This window comes from Pseudoxanthomonas sp. LjRoot125 (assembly GCF_964252705.1).
Classification (GTDB): Bacteria; Pseudomonadota; Gammaproteobacteria; order Xanthomonadales; family Xanthomonadaceae; genus Pseudoxanthomonas_A.
On the sequence record NZ_CAXUOY020000001.1, the window covers coordinates 1,375,640 to 1,391,647 of the forward strand.

The following is a 16,008-nucleotide window of genomic DNA, read 5'->3' on the forward strand; positions in this document are numbered from 1 at the left end:
CGCGCGTTCCGGCTGGACTTGCCGGGCAGCGGACGCTAGCGTGTCGGCTTTCCGCAATTCGGGAACATGCAATGAGCTCGGGGACCCCGCAACTTACCTTCCGCGCCGTCGTGCTGGCCATCGTGCTGGCCGTCGTGCTGTCGGCCGCCAACGCCTACCTGGGCCTGTTCGCCGGCCTGACCGTGGCCACCGCCATCCCGGCGGCCGTCGTTTCGATGGGCGTGCTGCGCCTGCTGGGCGGCGGCACGATCCTGGAGAACAACATCGTGCAGACCGGCGCCTCCGCCGGTTCGTCGATCGCGGCCGGCGTGATCTTCACGATCCCCGCGCTGATCATCCTCGGCTACTGGCAGGACTTCCAGTATTCCTGGGTGCTGGCGATCGCCGGCCTCGGTGGCCTGCTGGGCGTGCTGTTTTCGGTGCCGCTGCGTCGCTCGATGATCGTCGAGGAGCCGCTGCCGTTCCCCGAAGGCAAGGCCGCGGCCGAAGTGCTGAAGGCCGGTGAGAATCCGGGCCCGGGCCTGAAGATCCTGGCGTTCTCCGCCGCCATTGGTGCCGTGTTGAAGGTTGCCGCGCACAGCGGCATGCGCCTGATCCCGGACACCGCCGCGGGCGCGGGCTTCTTCGGCAAGTACCTCGGCTACATGGGCACCAACCTGTCGCCGGCGCTGCTGGGCGTGGGCTACATCGTGGGCCTGAACATCGGCATCGTGGTGCTGTCGGGCAGCGTCCTGTCCTGGCATATCGCCATCCCGCTGTACCACATGTTCTTCATGGGTACCGATCCTGCGCTGGCGCAGAGCGTTGCAGGCGCAGGTGCCGAAGACGTGGCCGGGGCCATCTGGTCAGCGAAGATCCGCTACCTGGGCGTGGGCGCGATGCTGATCGGCGGCGTGTGGACGCTGTTCTCGTTGCGCAAGTCGCTGCTGTCGGGCGTGAAGAGCGGCATCGCCGCCGCGCGTGCGGGTTCCGGTGGCGCCGACGTCGCCGAAACCGAGCGCGACCTGCCGATGAAGTGGATGCTGGTGGCGCTGGTGGTCTTCGTGCTGCCGCTGCTGCTGCTGTACCAAGCCATCGTCGGCGTGTGGCACGTCAGCATCCCGATGGCGATCATCATGATCGTGGCCGGCTTCCTGTTCGTATCCGTATCGGCCTACCTGGCCGGCCTGGTGGGTTCGTCGAACAACCCGGTGTCGGGCATCACCATCGCCACCATCCTGTTCGCCTCGGTCGTGCTGCTGTTGCTGCTCGGCGAGAGCGGCCGCATGGCGGTCGGTTCCGGTGGGGCGCCGTTGGGCGCCGTGGCCGCGATCATGATCGGTGCCGTGGTGTGCTGCGCGGCGGCCGTGGGTGGCGACAACCTGCAGGACCTCAAGGCGGGTTACCTGGTCGGTGCGACCCCGTGGAAGCAGCAGCTGATGCTGGGCATTGGCGCGTTCTCCTGCGCGCTGATCATGGCGCCGGTGCTGAACATCCTATCCGAGGCCTACGGCATCGGTGCACCGACGGCCGAACATCCGAATCCGCTGTCCGCCCCGCAGGCCACGCTGATGGCGTCGGTCGCCAAGGGCCTGTTCGGTGGCGAACTGCCGTGGGGCATCATCGGCATCGGCGCGATCATCGGCGCGATCATCATCGCCGTCGACGAGACGCTGAAAGCCAAGGGCAGCAGCTTCCGCGTGCCGGTCCTCGCTGCCGCGATCGGCATCTACCTGCCGCTGGAACTGATGGTGCCGATCTTCCTCGGCGGCCTGCTCGCCTACCTGGTCGAGAAGCGCCACGGCATGGTCGGTACGAAGGACGAAGAAGCGCGCGACCGCATCCATCGTCCTGGCACCTTGTTCGCCGCGGGCCTGATCACCGGTGAAGCGCTGATGGGCATTGCGGTCGGCATCGCCATCTACGTATCCAAGGATCGCGACGTGCTGGTGCTGCCGGAAGCCTTCCAGCAGGGCGAGATCGTCGGCCTGGTGATCCTGGCGATCGTGGGCTGGCTGCTCTACCGCACCGGCGCCAAGTCGAAGGCGCTGGGCGACGCCGAACCCGGCCCCCGTTAAGCCAATACACGGCGCAAGGGCGTGACTTCACGCCTTTGCGCCGCGGCGCGCTTAGCGCCTACCATCGGGGTTTCCCTGTTGCCGGAGCCCCGGATGAAGCTCAAATCCGCCCTGTTGCCCTTCTGCTTGCTGGCGGCACTGCCGTCGCTGGCCGCTGCGCGCGGCCTCGACGTGCGCGACCTGCAGAAGCTGGACCGCGTGTCCTCGCCCGTGTTGTCGCCGGACGGCAGCACCGTGCTGTTCGCCAAGCGCGTGGTCGATGCCGACGTGACCAAGGGCAGCAGCAGCCTGTGGGTCCGCAACCTGCTGACGCGCGACATGGGCCCGCCCAAGCGCCTGACGCCCGAGGGCTGGAACGTCAATTCGCCCGCGTTCTCGCCCGATGGCAAGACGGTCTACTTCCTCAGCGGCAAGTCGGGCATCCAGCAGCTCTACGCGTTGCCGCTGGCCGGCGGCACCCCGCGCCAGCTGACGGCGTTCGCGCTGGACGTCGCCAGCTACAAGCTGTCGCCGGACGGCACGCGCGTGCTGTTCAGCGCCGACACCTTCGCCGACTGCAAAGCGGACTTCGCCTGCACGCAGAAGAAGCTCGACGCCACGGCGGCGAAGAAAAGCACCGGCGTGGTCTACGACGGCCTGTTCGTCCGCCATTGGGATACCTGGGCCGATGGCCGCCGCAGCCGCCTGTTCGTGGCGGCGCTGCCGGGTGCCAAGGCCAAGGCCGTGAGCGCGGCCACGTCATTGACCGACCGATTGGATGGCGACGCGCCGTCCAAGCCGTTCGGTGGCGCCGATGAGTACACCTGGTCGCCGGACGGCGCCTCGGTGGTGGCGTCGGTGCGCGTCGCCGGCAAGGGCGAGGCGTGGTCGACCAACTTCGACCTGTACAAGATCGCCGCGGACGGCAGCAGCGCGCCGGTCAACCTGACCGCCGCCAACCCTGCGTGGGACACCGGTCCGGTGTTCAGCGCCGACGGCAAGACGTTGTTCTATCGCGCGATGAAGCGCCCGGGTTTCGAAGCCGACCGCTTTGGCCTGATGGCTATGGACCTGGACAATGGGAAGCTGCGTGAGATCGCACCGAACTGGGATCGCAGCGCCGACAGCATCGTCCTCTCAGATGACGGTGAAAGGATTTACACCACCGCGCAGGATGTGGGCGAGCATCCGCTCTTCTCGGTGGAGATCCAGAGCGGCCAGGCCCGCAAGATCGTCGGCGACGGCAGCGTTTCGGCGTTCGACATGGTCGGCAAGACGCTGGTGTTGTCGCGCAACACCTTGAAGTCCGGCGACGTGATCTACGCCACCAGCGATGATGTCGGCGCCACCCTGCGCGCCATCACGCCCAGCGCCGACGAGGTGCTGAAGGACGTCTCGTTCGGCGACTTCGAACAGTTCAACTTCAAGGGCTGGAACAACGAGACCGTGCACGGTTACGTGGTCAAGCCGCACGATTACGTGGAAGGGAAGAAGTACCCGGTGGCGTTCCTGATCCACGGCGGCCCGCAGGGCAGCTTCGGCAACGGTTGGAGCTATCGCTGGAACCCGCAGACCTACGCAGGCCAGGGCTACGCGGTGGTGATGATCGATTTCCACGGCTCGACCGGTTACGGCCAGGCCTTCACCGACGCGATCAGCCGGCACTGGGGCGACCGCCCGCTGGAAGACCTGCAGAAGGGGTGGGCGGCGGCGCAGAAGCAGTACGCCTTCCTCGACGGCAAGAACGCGTGCGCGCTGGGCGCCAGCTATGGCGGCTACATGATCAACTGGATCGCCGGCAACTGGAACGAGCCGTGGAAGTGCCTGGTCAATCACGACGGCGTGTTCGACATCCGCTCGATGGCCTACGTCACCGAGGAGCTGTGGTTCACCGAGTGGGAGAACGGCGGCACCCCGTACGACGTGCCGAAGAACATCGAGAAGTTCAATCCGGTCAACCATATCGCCAAGTGGCGCGTGCCGATGCTGGTGGTGCAGGGCGAGAAGGACTACCGCGTGCCGGTGGACCAGGGCCTGTCCACGTTCAGCGCGCTACAGCGCAAGGGCATCGAATCCAAGCTGCTGTACTTCCCGGACGAGAACCACTGGGTGCTCAAGCCGCAGAACAGCATCCTGTGGCACGACACCGTCAATGCGTGGCTGAAGCAGCACATCGGCCGCTGACGCTTTCCCGAAAGGGCCGGTTATGCCGGCCCTTTTTCTTTGACTGAAGGAGAACCCCGCCGATGGCGATCGAAGCCACCGAACCTTCCACTGCGCTCATCCAGAACGACATCGTCCTGTTCGGCCTGATCGCCGCCACGCTGGGCGTGGTGTTCTGGACGTCCTCGCGCGAGACGGGCTTCTTCAAGAAGTTCTACACCTACGTGCCGGCACTGCTGCTGTGCTACTTCATCCCTGGCATTTTCAACAGCGTCGGCCTGATCGACGGTGCCGCCAGCAAGCTCTACAACCCGGTGGCGAGCCGCGTGCTGCTGCCGGCAGCATTGGTGTTGCTGACGCTGACCATCGATCTGAAGGGCGTGCTGAAACTTGGGCCCAAGCTGTTGGTGATGTATTTCGCGGCATCGGCCAGCGTGATGATCGGTGCGTTCGTCGCGTTTGGCGTGATGGATGCTCTGCATCCGGAAACCGTGGCCGGCGATACCTGGGGCGGCATGGCCGCGCTGGCGGGCAGCTGGATCGGCGGCGGCGCGAACATGGTGGCGATGAAGGAGGTCTTCCAGGTCGACGAGACCACGTTTGGCCAGTTCGTCGTCATCGACGTCGCGGTCGGCTATGTCTGGATGGCCGTGCTGATCTTCCTGGCGAACCGTGCGAAGGCCATCGATGCGCATACGGGCGCGGATACGCGTGCGATCGAGGAACTCAAGGAACGCTTGGCGTCCTATCAGAAGCAGCACGAGCGGGTCACCACGTTGACGGACCTGATGGTGATCCTGGCGATCGCCTTCGGTACGGTCGGTCTCGCGCACGCGGTTGCCGGACCGGCGTCGGCCTGGTTTGGCGGCTTTGCCTGGGCGAAGCAGGTGAGCTTGCACGAGCCGTTCGTCTGGGTCGTCGTGCTATCGACGCTGATCGGCTTGGGCCTGAGCCTGACCCGTGCGCGCGAGTTGGACGGTGCGGGCGCGTCGAAGATCGGTGCGCTGTTCCTGTACATCCTCATCGCGTGCATCGGCATGCAGATGGATATCGGCTCGCTGGCCGACAAGCCGTGGCTGCTGGCATTGGGCGTGATCTGGATCCTGGTGCACATCGTGCTGCTGGCGCTGCTGGGCAAGCTGCTGCGCGTGCCGTTCTTCTACTTCGCGATGGGCTCGCAGAGCAATATCGGCGGGCCGGCATCGGCCCCGGTGGTGGCGTCGGTGTTCCATCCCTCGCTCGCGCCGGTCGGTGCGTTGCTGGGCGCGCTGGGCTATGCGACAGGTACGGTGGCGGCGTACGCGGTCGGCGTCGGCCTGCGCGCGATGGCGGGGCAGGGTTGAGAACATGATCCTTGTGGGAGCGACGTGAGTCGCGATCCTGATGCGTCAGTTCGCGACTCACCTCGCTCCCACAGAAGAGCAAACAAAAAGGGCGAAGCCACTGGCTTCGCCCTTTCCTATTTGCCTGACAGAATCGATCAGCAACAGCGGAATCCGCTCCTGCCGCCGAACCTTGCTTCCTGCCGTTCGCGGAAGAACGTCTTGTAGTCCATTGGCTCGCGGTCCGGGTGCTTCTCCAGCACATGCCGGACGTAGTTGTCGTAGTCCGGAATGCCGCAGCACAGGCGCGCGGTCTGCACCAGCCTCCGCCACACACGCTTGTGCGTGGCGAAGTGCGAGAGCGGAACGAGTTCCGTGCCCATGGCTTACAGCCAGGCCTTCTGCTGTTCGTCGGTCAGCGCGATGTACGGCGACTCGCGATCGGTACGTACGCTGCTGGCGCGTGCCTTCAGGATCGCCTTGACCGCATACAGCAGCACGCTGAACACCACGAACAGGAACAGGACGGTCAGGCCGGTGTTCACGTAGCTGTTGATCACCACCTGGTGCATCTGGCTCATGCTCTTGGCCGCGCCGAGCAGCTGGCCGTCGGCGATGGATGCCTGGTACTTCTTCGCCTGCGCGACGAAGCCGACCGCGGGGTTGCTGTCGAAGATCTTGATCAGGCCCGCGTAGGTCGTGCAGATCAGCAGCCAGATCGCCGGGACGACGGTGACCCAGGCGTAGCGGTCGCGCTTCATCTTGAACAGCACCACCGTGCACAGCATCAGCGCGATACCGGCGAGCATCTGGTTGGCGATGCCGAACAGCGGCCACAGCGTGTTGATGCCGCCCAGCGGATCGACCACGCCCTGGTACAGGAAGTAACCCCACAGCGCGACGCAGCCGGCGGTGCCGATGACGTTCGCGCCCCAGGAATCCGTCTTGCGCAGCGGCGGGATGAAGTTGCCCAGCAGGTCCTGCAGCATGAAGCGGCCGGCACGCGTGCCCGCATCCACCGCGGTCAGGATGAAGAGCGCTTCGAACAGGATGGCGAAGTGGTACCAGAACGCCATCATCGCGTCGCCACCCGGCAGTGCGTCGTGCAGGATCACGGCGATACCCACGGCCAGCGTCGGTGCACCGCCGGCGCGCGAAATGATCGTGCTTTCGCCGATGTTGTGCGCCGTCTGCGTGAGCATTTCCGGCGTCACCACGAAGCCCCAGCTGCTGACCTTCGCAGCCACCTCGACCGCGCTGGTGCCGATGGCGGCGGCGGGGCTGTTCATGGCGAAGTAGACGCCCGGCTCGATGATCGAGGCCGCGACCAGCGCCATGATGGCGACGAACGATTCCATCAGCATGCCGCCGTAGCCGATGTAGCGGGTATGGGTTTCATTGGCCAGCAGCTTGGGCGAGGTGCCCGAGCTGATCAGCGCATGGAAGCCCGAGACCGCACCGCAGGCGATGGTGATGAAGAGGAACGGGAACAGGCCGCCCTTCCACACCGGACCGTCGCCGGTGCTGGCGAACTGGGTCAGCGCCGGCATCTTCAGCGAGGTCACTTCCGGGCTGGCGATGACGATGCCGATGGCCAGCGCGACGATCACGCCGATCTTGAGGAAGGTCGATAGGTAATCGCGCGGCGCCAGCAGCAGCCACACGGGCAGCACGGCGGCGACGAAACCGTAGCCGATCAGCATCCAGGTGATCTGGGTGCCGGTGAAGGTGAACGCCGGGCCCCACGTGGGATGTGCGCCGACCTTGCCGCCGAACCAGATGGCCAGCAGCAACAGGATGATGCCGACCACCGAGATCTCGCCGATCTTGCCGGGGCGGATGTAGCGCATGTAGATGCCCATGAAGATCGCGATGGGCATCGTGGCGATCACCGTGAACATGCCCCACGGACTTTCGGCCAGCGCCTTCACCACGATCATCGCCAGCACCGCCAGGATGATGATCATGATCAGGAACGCGCCGAACAGCGCGATGGTGCCGGCCACCTGGCCCATTTCCTCGCGGACCAGATCACCCAGCGAGCGACCGTTGCGGCGGCTGGAGATGAACAGGACCATGAAGTCCTGCACCGCGCCCGCGAGCACCACGCCGGCGATCAGCCAGAGCATGCCGGGAAGGTAGCCCATCTGCGCCGCAAGCACCGGGCCCACCAGCGGGCCGGCGCCGGCGATGGCGGCGAAGTGGTGGCCGAACAACACGTGCTTGTTGGTGGGCACGTAGTCCAGGCCATCGTTGTTGATGTGCGCGGGGGTCGCGCGGGTGGGATCCAGCCCCATCACGTTCTTCGCGATGTACAGGCTGTAGTAGCGGTACGCCACCAGGTAGATGGACACCGCCGCCACGACGATCCACAGCGCGCTGATCTGCTCGCCCTGGCGCAAGGCCACGACACCCAGACACCCAGCGCCGAGGAGCGCGAGCGCCGCCCAGCCGATCTTGGAAAAACCATTCATTCGGGAACCCTCCGACAAGTCCGGACAAGGGTCCCCCCATGCGGGAGGCCGGTCAATCCGTAACGGCCGATTCAGCCTTCTACTTTGGTCGCAATCCGACGGCGTAGGGCGCTCAGAGCCAGCGCGAACGCTTGAACAGCCGGTACAGGCCGAAGCAGGCCAGCGCGACGCCGGCGATCAGGACGGGGTAGGCGAAGCGTCCGCCAAGCTCGGGCATGTGTTCGAAGTTCATGCCGTACCAACTGGTGATCAGCGTGGGCGCGGCAAGCAGCGCGGCCCAGGCACCCAGGCGTTTGACGATCTCGCCCTGGGCCAGCGTCACCAGCGAGAGGTTCACGCTGAGCGCCGTCGTCAGCATTTCGCGCAGCGTGTCGGTGTATTCGTTGACGCGCAGCACGTGGTCCTGCACGTCGCGGAAGTACAGCCGCACCTCTTCGGGGATCAGCGTGCTCTGTGAGCGGGTCAGCTGCGCCAGCACGTCCTGCAGCGGCGCCACCGCCAGACGCATCTGGGTCAGCTCGCGCTTCAGTTCGTACAGCTTCACCACCGTCACCCGGCGATAGGTGTCGGCGAAGATGTCCTTCTCCAGCGTGTCCAGCGTCTGCTTGAACTGGTCGATGATCGGCCGGTAGTTGTCGACGATGTAGTCGAGTACCGCGTACAGCCCATACGACGGACCGAGCGCGAGCAGTTCGGGTTCGCGCTGCACGCGCTCGCGCACCGGCGCATACGACAGCGACGCGCCGTGGCGCACGGTCACCAGGTAGCGCGGGCCGAGGAAGGCGTGGGTCTCGCCGAACTTGATGCGGTCGTCCACCACCTGCGCGGTATGCACGGCCACGAACAGCGAGTTGCCGTAGGCCTCCAGCTTCGGGCGCTGGTGCGCGTTCTGCGCGTCCTCGACGGCAAGGTCGTGCAGGCAGAACTCCTCCTGCAGTTTCTCCAGGATGGCGTCCGCCGGTTCGTACAGGCCCACCCAGATGAAGCTGCCGTCGTCGACGGCCAGCACGTCGCTGATCTCATCCAGGCTGATGTCGCGCCGCTTGCCACCGTGGTCGTAGACCACGCAATTGATGACGCACTGGGGCAGGACGGGTTTCGTGGCGGGGGTGGCGACATCATTCATGGCGTGAATCGTGCGCCACGGGACGGCATCCGACAAGCCCGCATGCATCCTGTAGGAGCGACGTGAGTCGCGACCGCGGCAATGACACGTCTCGGGACGGGTAGAAGGCATGGACCCTGCGGTACGAGGTGATGCCTCGTCCGCAGGATCCGTATTTCGTAAGGATATGGGGAGCTTCGTTTCTGCGGTCGCGACTTACGTCGCTCCTACAGTGGCTTCCGCGCTCACTGGGCGACGAAGCGGATCGCCTGGCCGCCACCCGGTGCCAGCTTCAGCGTCAGCGTGTCGCCGCGCGTCACGCTGCGCTCCTCGATCACGATGTCCTGCGGCGCGGTCTTCCAGTTCGCCTTGTCGCCATCGCGATAGATCTGCGCGGTGTAATGACGGCCTTCGTCGAGGAACGACAACGGCACGCTGAGCGTGCGGCCGTCTTCGTCGGTGAGCGCACCGAGGTACCAGTTGGGGCCGCCGCGCTCCTTGCGGGCGATGGTCACGTAGTCGCCCACTTCACCGTTGAGCACGCGCGTATCGTCCCAGTCCACCGGCACGTCCTTGATGAACTGGAACGGCGCCGGGTTCTTCTCGTAGTTCTCGAGGAGGTCCGCGGCCATCTGCAGCGGGCTGTAGATGACGACATACAGCGAGAGCTGCTTGGCCCAGGTGGTGGCGATGCCGTCGGTGGAGCGCGTCTTCATGCCGAAGATGCCAGGCGTGTAGTCCATCGGCCCGGCCAGCAGGCGGGTGAACACGAGGTTGGCCTCGTGCTCCGGCGGATTGCCGGGCTGGCCCCAGGCGCTGAACTCCATGCCGCGCGCGCCTTCGCGGGTGATCCAGTTCGGATACGTGCGGCGCAGGCCGCTGTCCTTGATCGGCTCGTGCGGATTGACGGCGATATGGCGCTTCGCGGCCTCGGTCACCACCTTCATGTGGTGGCGGGCCATGTCCTGGCCTTCGTGCCACGCGTAGTGGCGCTTGCCGTCGGTGCCGGTGACCTTGGCCTGGCTGGCATCGGCCACATAGCCGGTCTTCACCGCAGGCACGCCGACGCGCTGGTACAGGTCGAACGCGGCATCGAGTTGCGACTCGTAGTGCGCGGCGTTGCCCGAAGTCTCGTGGTGGCCGATCAGCACCACGTTCTTCGAACGGGCGTAGCGGCTGAGCGCTTCGAGATCGAAGTCGGGATACGACTTCGTGAAGCTGAAATCCTCGCCGTTGCCGAACCAGTCGCCGTCCCAACCCACGTTCCAGCCTTCGACGAGCACGCCGCCGAAACCGTTCTTCGCGGCGAAATCGATGTGCTTGCGGACATTCTCGTTGGTGGCGCCGTGCTTGGGGCCCGAGGCCCAGCTCTTCAGCTCCAGGTGCATCTCCCACCACACGCCGACGTACTTCATCGGCTTCACCCACGACACGTCGCCGAGCGCGTTGGGCTCGTTGAGGTTCAGGGTGAGGCCGGACATCGCCAGGCCGGCGGCATCGTCGCTCAGCAGCAAAGTGCGCCACGGCGTGTCGAAGGGCGCCGCACGCACGACCTTGCCCTCGCCGATGCCGGGAGTCAGGTCCGCCTTCAGTTTGCGGCCGTCGACGCGGGTCAGGTTCATGCCGCTGTAATCGACCAGCGCGGCTTCGTGGATCGACACGTGGGTGCCGTCCTCGAACTTGAAGGTGATCGGCGTCTGCGCGTCGCCGACCTGCTGCACGGGCGTGCGGTGGTACAGGTATTCCTCGCGGTTCCATTCCCCGGCGGGAATCCACCACGCGGTCGCGTCACGAGCCAGCGAGAACTCGGTCAGCTCCTCGCTGATCTTCACCTGCTCCAGGCCGGGCTGCTTCGGGAAGCGGTAGCGGAAGCCGACGCCGTCGTCGAACACGCGGAACACCACGTCGAAGCTGCGGAAGGGTTTGGCCTTCTCCTTCAGTGTGACCGTCAGTTCGTTGTAGTGGTTGCGGATGAAGCGGCGCTCGCCCCAGGGCTGCTCCCACGTTTCATCGAACGCGCGGGTGCGCGGCTGCACGATCTCGATGTTGCGTTCGAACTTCGGCGCGTCCAGCAGCAGGAAGCCGAGCCGCGACGAAGCGATGACCGGCTGGCCCTTGCGTGAGACGGCATACGCGGGCCTGCCGTCGTTGTCGGTGGACAGCTCCACCACGATGGAGCCATCGGGCGAGGCGACACGCGGTCCCGGTGCGGCATGCGCGGCAGCGCTGGACAGCAGGACGAAGAGCGGAACAAGGAAACGGGACATGCGACCCTCGCGATAAGCAGAGGGCCGCATCGTGCGTGGCGGGGCTCAGTGCGACAAGCGTCGGGGCATGAATACGTATGCAAGCGCCAGGTGCACCGGCAGCAGCAATGCGATCCACGACTGGTTGTATTGCAGCCGCAGCGGCAGCCAGTGCAGGAACCATGCGACCAAGGCGCCCACCGCGATGGCGACCGTGAGCCAGCCGAACCACGCGGGCGGGATGCGGCGGCGCAGCACGGCAATTGCGCCGGGTACCAGCAACACGCACAGCGGATTCAACAGCAGCAGGTTGCGGTTGGCCCACGCGGCCCAGTGCTCGGTGAAGCCCCACAGATACACCAGCAGCGCGCCCGCCACGAAGCACACCAGCCACAATGGCAGCGCGAGCGCCGCGATGACGCGGGCATGGCGGCGGCCTACGAAGGCGATCAACAGCGCGACCGCGACACCGGCCGCGAGCCACGGCCACCAACGGCGCGGCGTTTCGGTGGGTTCGGCCGCGATGCGGTGCTGCAGCAACTGCATTTCGGACTGAACGAGCGGGCGTCCCGCGGCATTCTTCGCCTCGCGCAGACTGTCGGCCAGGCGCATCGGCACATAGGCTTCTTCCCAGCGCGACATCGGCTTGTCCGCCGACGGCCCCAGGCCTACATCGAAGCCGAGCCACATCCACGTCGCCGGCGACGCCAGGCGCACCGCTTCGCTACGGAAGGTGTTGCCGCGCGAACGGCCGGCGAGCTGCGATTTCAGCCGGCCGCCGAGCGCGGCATCCAGCGCGTCGCGCACCTGCGTGGAGCAGTTGGAGGTGAAGTAGTCGTAGCGGTAGCGCGCGTTCTCCGGGCGTGCGCGCTCGGCCAGCGCGTTGGCCAGTGCCTGTGCCTGCTCGGGCGTAACGTCCAGCCACTGCAACGACACGCCGCGCCCGCTGTCGCGGTACTGCGCGAGGTCCTGCTCGAAGGGCAGCGCGACCAGGTAGTACATCATGTGGCCGCGGGCGAAGTTGCCGACGAAGTCGGCTTCCGACGGATCGAAGAAACCGAAGTTGTACGAGATCGCATCGCCATTGGCGGGGTCGACCACGACGATGGCGTTGTGGCCGAAGCGCTCGAAGAAGACCTCGCCCGGCTGCATGGTCGCCACGCCGATCCGTGGCGCCGCAAAGGCGCTCATCGCCAGCAGCCACATCGCGCCCAGCAGCGCCAGGCGCGTGGCCAGGCTACGCATCGGCCAGCACTCCGACGTGGAAGGCATGCACGCGTCGCGCATCCGCGCGTGCCACGCGGAACATGAAGCGGCCCAGCGTCAGCTCCTCGCCGGTTTCCGGCAGGTGGCCGATCGCGGCCGTCACCAGCCCGCCGACGGTGTCGTATTCGTCGTCGGGGAAGTCGGCGCCGAAGCGCTCGTTGAAATCGGAAATGGGCGTGAGCGCGTCCACCACGAACTGGCCATCGGCCTGCGCCGCTATCAACGCGGCCCCGTCCTCGGCTTCATCGTGTTCGTCGTCGATCTCGCCGACGATCTGCTCCAGTACGTCCTCGATGGTCACCAGGCCGGCGACGCCGCCGTACTCGTCCACCACGATCGCCATGTGGTTGCGCGACAGGCGGAATTCCTTCAGCAGCAGGTTGAGCTTCTTCGACTCCGGGATCAGCACCGCGGGCCGCAGCAGTTCGCGCACGCTGCCCGGGCCGTTGTCGGCCACCACGCCACGCAGCAGGTCCTTCGCCAGCAGGATGCCGAGGATCTCGTCCTTGTTCTCGCCATGCACCGGGAAGCGGGAGTGGCCGGATTCGACCACCTGCTTCATCAGGTCGAGGAAGCGCGCTTCGACCGGCAGCGAGACCATCTGGGAGCGCGACACCATGACGTCGCCCACGGTGAGGTCGGCCACGTCGATGGCGCCTTCCATCATCTTCAGGGTGTCGCCGCCGATCAGGCCGTCGGACTGCGCGTCGCGCAGGAGGGCCACCAGGTCTTCGCGTGTGCTGGGTTCGCCGGAGAACGCCGAACTGAGGCGGTCCAGCCAAGTGCGCCGTTTCTCCGAGGGTTTGTCGGAGCCTTCCGGCGCGTGGGTACTGTCGTCTTCTGACATCTCGTGGGGGTGTGCGCCCGGTCGGGCGTGGGGGCCAGTCTAACCCGGTTGGGGCACGCCTGCAGGCGGCCTCAGGTGCCGGCGGGTTCCGCCGGCGTGGCCGGCGCGGTGTCCTCGGGCGCTTCCTCTTCGGGCACGTCCAAGCTGTAGCTGCAACCCACCAGCGTCTTCCCCGGGTGCGAGGCGACGTTGCTGACGTTGAGGACGACGGACTCGATCAGCACCTTGCCGTTCTTCGCGTCGCGTGTTTCCTCGCTGCGCAGTTCCTTGCCGAACATGGCCTTGGCCGGGGTGTCGATAGCGGTTTCGAGCGCGAGTTCCTTCGCCAGCGGGCGCGGATCGGGCAGGTCCAGGATCGCCATCACGCTGCCGCCAGTGAAGGCGATGTGGTCGGTGTCGTTCCCGAACACGCGGATCGGCGAGGCCAGCCGGTATTCGGTCATGAACATGTTCGCCTGCGGCAGCGGCCGCCAGCCGAGGGCGACGGCCTTCAGCGGGTCTTCCAACGCCGGGGCGAGCGCGGTGAGGTCGGCGATGTCGCCACGGCATTCGATCAGCGAAGCGAGGTCGCTCGTGGTGGCCTGCGCGCGCACGGCGAACGGCAGGGCCAGCGCCACGCAGGACGCGAGCAGCAGGGTGCGCAGCATGGTCAGTCTTCCGCGTAAGGGTCGTCGATGCCGAGGTCGGCGAGGATCTCGCGCTCGAGTTGCTCCATGCACTCGGCTTCCTTGTCGTCCTCGTGGTCCCAGCCGAGCAGGTGCAGGGTGCCGTGAACGGTCATGTGGGCGTAATGCGCGGCCAGCGGCTTCTTCTGCTCGCGGGCTTCGCGCGCCACGACCGGGGCGCAGATCACCAGATCGCCGAGCAGCGGCATCTTCACGCCCTTGGGCAGCTTCACGCCTTCGGCCATCTCGGCCGGGAAGCTCAGCACGTTGGTGGCGTAGTCGCGGCCACGGTAATGGCGGTTGAGCGCGCGGCCTTCCTTGCTGTCGACGATGCGGATGGCCAGGTCGGCCTCGCGGATGCGGCCCGCCAGCGCGGCAGCCACCCACTTGCGGAAGCTCACCGCCGAGGGAATGCCGGCGCGGGGCAACGCGTAGTTCACGGAGACTTCGAGGCGGACGGGGCCTTGGGTCATGGCGATCGCTGTCGACGGAGGGGATCAGGCAGGGCCGGTTTCCGCGTCCTTGCCGTCGCGTGCATCGTAAGCCCGCACGATCTTCGCGACCAGCGGGTGGCGCACCACGTCGCGGCTGGTGAAGAAGGTGAACGAGATGCCGTCGACGTTGCGCAATACCTCCAGCGCGTCCTTCAGGCCGGACTTCTGGTGCTTCGGCAGGTCCACCTGGGTCAGGTCGCCGGTGACGACGGCGGTGCTGCCGTAACCGATGCGCGTGAGGAACATCTTCATCTGCTCGATGGTGGTGTTCTGCGCCTCGTCGAGGATGACGAACGCATCGTTGAGCGTGCGCCCGCGCATGTAGGCCAGCGGCGCGATCTCGATGACGTTCTTCTCGAGCAACTTGACCACCTTCTCCACGCCCAGCATCTCGTACAGCGCGTCGTACAGCGGGCGCAGGTACGGGTCGACCTTCTGCGACAGGTCGCCGGGCAGGAAGCCCAGCTTCTCGCCGGCCTCCACCGCCGGGCGCACCAGGATCAAGCGCTGCACGCGCGATTCGTTCAGTGCTTCCACCGCGCTGGCGACGGCCAGGAACGTCTTGCCGGTGCCGGCCGGGCCGATGCCGAAGTTGATGTCGTGGGTGGCGATGGCATGCAGGTACTTGGCCTGGTTGGCGCCACGGCCGCGCACGGTGCCGCGCTTGACCTTGATCGCCACGTCCTGCGGCTCATAGCCGTCCTCCGCCACGCGCTCCACGTTGGCGGCGTTCAACCGCAGGTGGATCGCCTCGCTGTCGAAGGTTTCGCCGGCGGCTTCCTCGTACAGGGAGTGCAGCAGTTTCTCCGTCGCGACGACGGCCTTCTCCGGGCCGGTGACCCGGAAGATCGCGCCGCGGTTGGCGATTTCCACGCCCAACCGCAGTTCGATCTGGCGCAGGTGCGCGTCGAAGGGGCCGGCGAGGTTGGCCAGGCGTTCGGTGTTCTCGGGTTCCAGGGTGAATTCGCGCTTGCTGGGGTCGGTCATGGGGCAGGGCAGTGTTCGGTTCGTTGGCTAGTGGCGCGTCTGGTCGTCGGCGTCGTCGACGGGCCACTGGTTGAAGACATAAACCTCGTCCTCGACGAGGGCCTGGTCGAAGTGCTCCGCGTTGGGCGCTTCGTCGCGGCCGACCTGGGCGGGTTCGTCTTCGACAGCGAGGACGACCCAGCCCTGTTCGCGGATGAACTCGGATGCGCGTCGCATCGGGTCGTCGGCGAATCCGGGCTTCTGGTAGCAGGTGACGTACGCGCCGCCGGCTTCGGCGAAGTCCGGGCTGTCGGCACGCGGCCGGGCTTCCAGCGTGAACACCCACAGGCGGGGGCTATCCGAGGAAATGGCGGCGATCCTGGCAAACGCAAGGCGGGCGCGCAGCGTAGCGCGGGCGCCCCGG

13 protein-coding genes are annotated in these 16,008 nt (G+C 66.4%); 3 read left to right on the forward strand and 10 right to left on the reverse strand.

Going from position 1 to position 16,008, the window contains the following annotated elements:
- Window positions 1-71 precede the first annotated feature (71 nt).
- From ACSION_RS06275 to ACSION_RS06285, 3 genes are all read left to right on the forward strand, one after another.
- Window positions 72-2,057, forward strand: a complete 1,986-nt coding sequence (locus ACSION_RS06275) for an OPT family oligopeptide transporter (RefSeq protein ID WP_435305315.1) — start codon at window positions 72-74, stop codon at window positions 2,055-2,057.
- A 93-nt stretch (window positions 2,058-2,150) separates the two neighbouring features.
- The gene (locus ACSION_RS06280) at window positions 2,151-4,220 is read left to right on the forward strand and encodes a prolyl oligopeptidase family serine peptidase (RefSeq protein WP_435305316.1); all 2,070 of its coding nucleotides are present in this window, start codon (window positions 2,151-2,153) and stop codon (window positions 4,218-4,220) included.
- A 62-nt stretch (window positions 4,221-4,282) separates the two neighbouring features.
- Window positions 4,283-5,542, forward strand: coding sequence for a DUF819 domain-containing protein (locus tag ACSION_RS06285; protein ID WP_435305317.1), 1,260 nt, complete (start codon window positions 4,283-4,285; stop codon window positions 5,540-5,542).
- Between the two features lie 137 nt (window positions 5,543-5,679).
- Here ACSION_RS06285 and ACSION_RS06290 read toward each other — a convergent pair whose 3' ends face one another.
- From ACSION_RS06290 to ACSION_RS06335, 10 genes are all read right to left on the reverse strand, one after another.
- Window positions 5,680-5,904: a YbdD/YjiX family protein gene (locus ACSION_RS06290; protein WP_093490326.1), complete on the reverse strand. Its 225-nt coding sequence runs from the start codon at window positions 5,902-5,904 to the stop codon at window positions 5,680-5,682.
- A gap of 3 nt (window positions 5,905-5,907) precedes the next feature.
- Window positions 5,908-7,995 carry a carbon starvation CstA family protein gene (locus ACSION_RS06295; protein ID WP_435305318.1) on the reverse strand — a complete coding sequence of 696 codons (2,088 nt, stop codon included), beginning with the start codon at window positions 7,993-7,995 and terminating at the stop codon, window positions 5,908-5,910.
- Window positions 7,996-8,107: 112 nt separating this feature from the next.
- Window positions 8,108-9,121, reverse strand: a complete 1,014-nt coding sequence (gene corA / locus ACSION_RS06300) for a magnesium/cobalt transporter CorA (protein ID WP_435305319.1) — start codon at window positions 9,119-9,121, stop codon at window positions 8,108-8,110.
- Between the two features lie 224 nt (window positions 9,122-9,345).
- The gene (locus ACSION_RS06305) at window positions 9,346-11,367 is read right to left on the reverse strand and encodes a glycoside hydrolase family 97 protein (RefSeq protein WP_435305320.1); all 2,022 of its coding nucleotides are present in this window, start codon (window positions 11,365-11,367) and stop codon (window positions 9,346-9,348) included.
- Window positions 11,368-11,412: 45 nt separating this feature from the next.
- Window positions 11,413-12,591: a DUF4105 domain-containing protein gene (locus ACSION_RS06310; RefSeq protein ID WP_435305321.1), complete on the reverse strand. Its 1,179-nt coding sequence runs from the start codon at window positions 12,589-12,591 to the stop codon at window positions 11,413-11,415.
- Window positions 12,584-13,459, reverse strand: a complete 876-nt coding sequence (locus ACSION_RS06315) for an HlyC/CorC family transporter (protein WP_435305322.1) — start codon at window positions 13,457-13,459, stop codon at window positions 12,584-12,586. Before ACSION_RS06315 ends, ACSION_RS06310 begins: the two co-directional genes overlap by 8 nt.
- 71 nt (window positions 13,460-13,530) lie before the next feature.
- Window positions 13,531-14,106 carry a hypothetical protein gene (locus ACSION_RS06320; RefSeq protein WP_435305323.1) on the reverse strand — a complete coding sequence of 192 codons (576 nt, stop codon included), beginning with the start codon at window positions 14,104-14,106 and terminating at the stop codon, window positions 13,531-13,533.
- A gap of 2 nt (window positions 14,107-14,108) precedes the next feature.
- Complete coding sequence (gene ybeY, locus ACSION_RS06325; RefSeq protein ID WP_093490333.1) at window positions 14,109-14,597, reverse strand: rRNA maturation RNase YbeY; 489 nt, start codon at window positions 14,595-14,597, stop codon at window positions 14,109-14,111.
- A gap of 24 nt (window positions 14,598-14,621) precedes the next feature.
- A complete protein-coding gene (locus tag ACSION_RS06330) occupies window positions 14,622-15,605 on the reverse strand; it encodes a PhoH family protein (RefSeq protein ID WP_435305324.1) in 984 nt (327 codons plus the stop codon).
- 27 nt (window positions 15,606-15,632) lie between these two features.
- The gene (locus ACSION_RS06335; protein WP_093490335.1) at window positions 15,633-15,926 is read right to left on the reverse strand and encodes a hypothetical protein; all 294 of its coding nucleotides are present in this window, start codon (window positions 15,924-15,926) and stop codon (window positions 15,633-15,635) included.
- Window positions 15,927-16,008 lie beyond the last annotated feature (82 nt).

Excerpts from the sequence above, each read along its gene's own strand:
- ACSION_RS06275 (WP_435305315.1), top strand. The coding sequence starts at position 72 with ATGAGCTCGGGGACCCCGCAACTTACCTTCCGCGCCGTCGTGCTGGCC.
- ACSION_RS06280 (WP_435305316.1), top strand. The coding sequence starts at position 2,151 with ATGAAGCTCAAATCCGCCCTGTTGCCCTTCTGCTTGCTGGCGGCACTG.
- ACSION_RS06285 (WP_435305317.1), top strand. The coding sequence starts at position 4,283 with ATGGCGATCGAAGCCACCGAACCTTCCACTGCGCTCATCCAGAACGAC.
- ACSION_RS06290 (WP_093490326.1), bottom strand. The coding sequence starts at position 5,904 with ATGGGCACGGAACTCGTTCCGCTCTCGCACTTCGCCACGCACAAGCGT.
- ACSION_RS06295 (WP_435305318.1), bottom strand. The coding sequence starts at position 7,995 with ATGAATGGTTTTTCCAAGATCGGCTGGGCGGCGCTCGCGCTCCTCGGC.
- corA (WP_435305319.1), bottom strand. The coding sequence starts at position 9,121 with ATGAATGATGTCGCCACCCCCGCCACGAAACCCGTCCTGCCCCAGTGC.
- ACSION_RS06305 (WP_435305320.1), bottom strand. The coding sequence starts at position 11,367 with ATGTCCCGTTTCCTTGTTCCGCTCTTCGTCCTGCTGTCCAGCGCTGCC.
- ACSION_RS06310 (WP_435305321.1), bottom strand. The coding sequence starts at position 12,591 with ATGCGTAGCCTGGCCACGCGCCTGGCGCTGCTGGGCGCGATGTGGCTG.
- ACSION_RS06315 (WP_435305322.1), bottom strand. The coding sequence starts at position 13,459 with ATGTCAGAAGACGACAGTACCCACGCGCCGGAAGGCTCCGACAAACCC.
- ACSION_RS06320 (WP_435305323.1), bottom strand. The coding sequence starts at position 14,106 with ATGCTGCGCACCCTGCTGCTCGCGTCCTGCGTGGCGCTGGCCCTGCCG.
- ybeY (WP_093490333.1), bottom strand. The coding sequence starts at position 14,597 with ATGACCCAAGGCCCCGTCCGCCTCGAAGTCTCCGTGAACTACGCGTTG.
- ACSION_RS06330 (WP_435305324.1), bottom strand. The coding sequence starts at position 15,605 with ATGACCGACCCCAGCAAGCGCGAATTCACCCTGGAACCCGAGAACACC.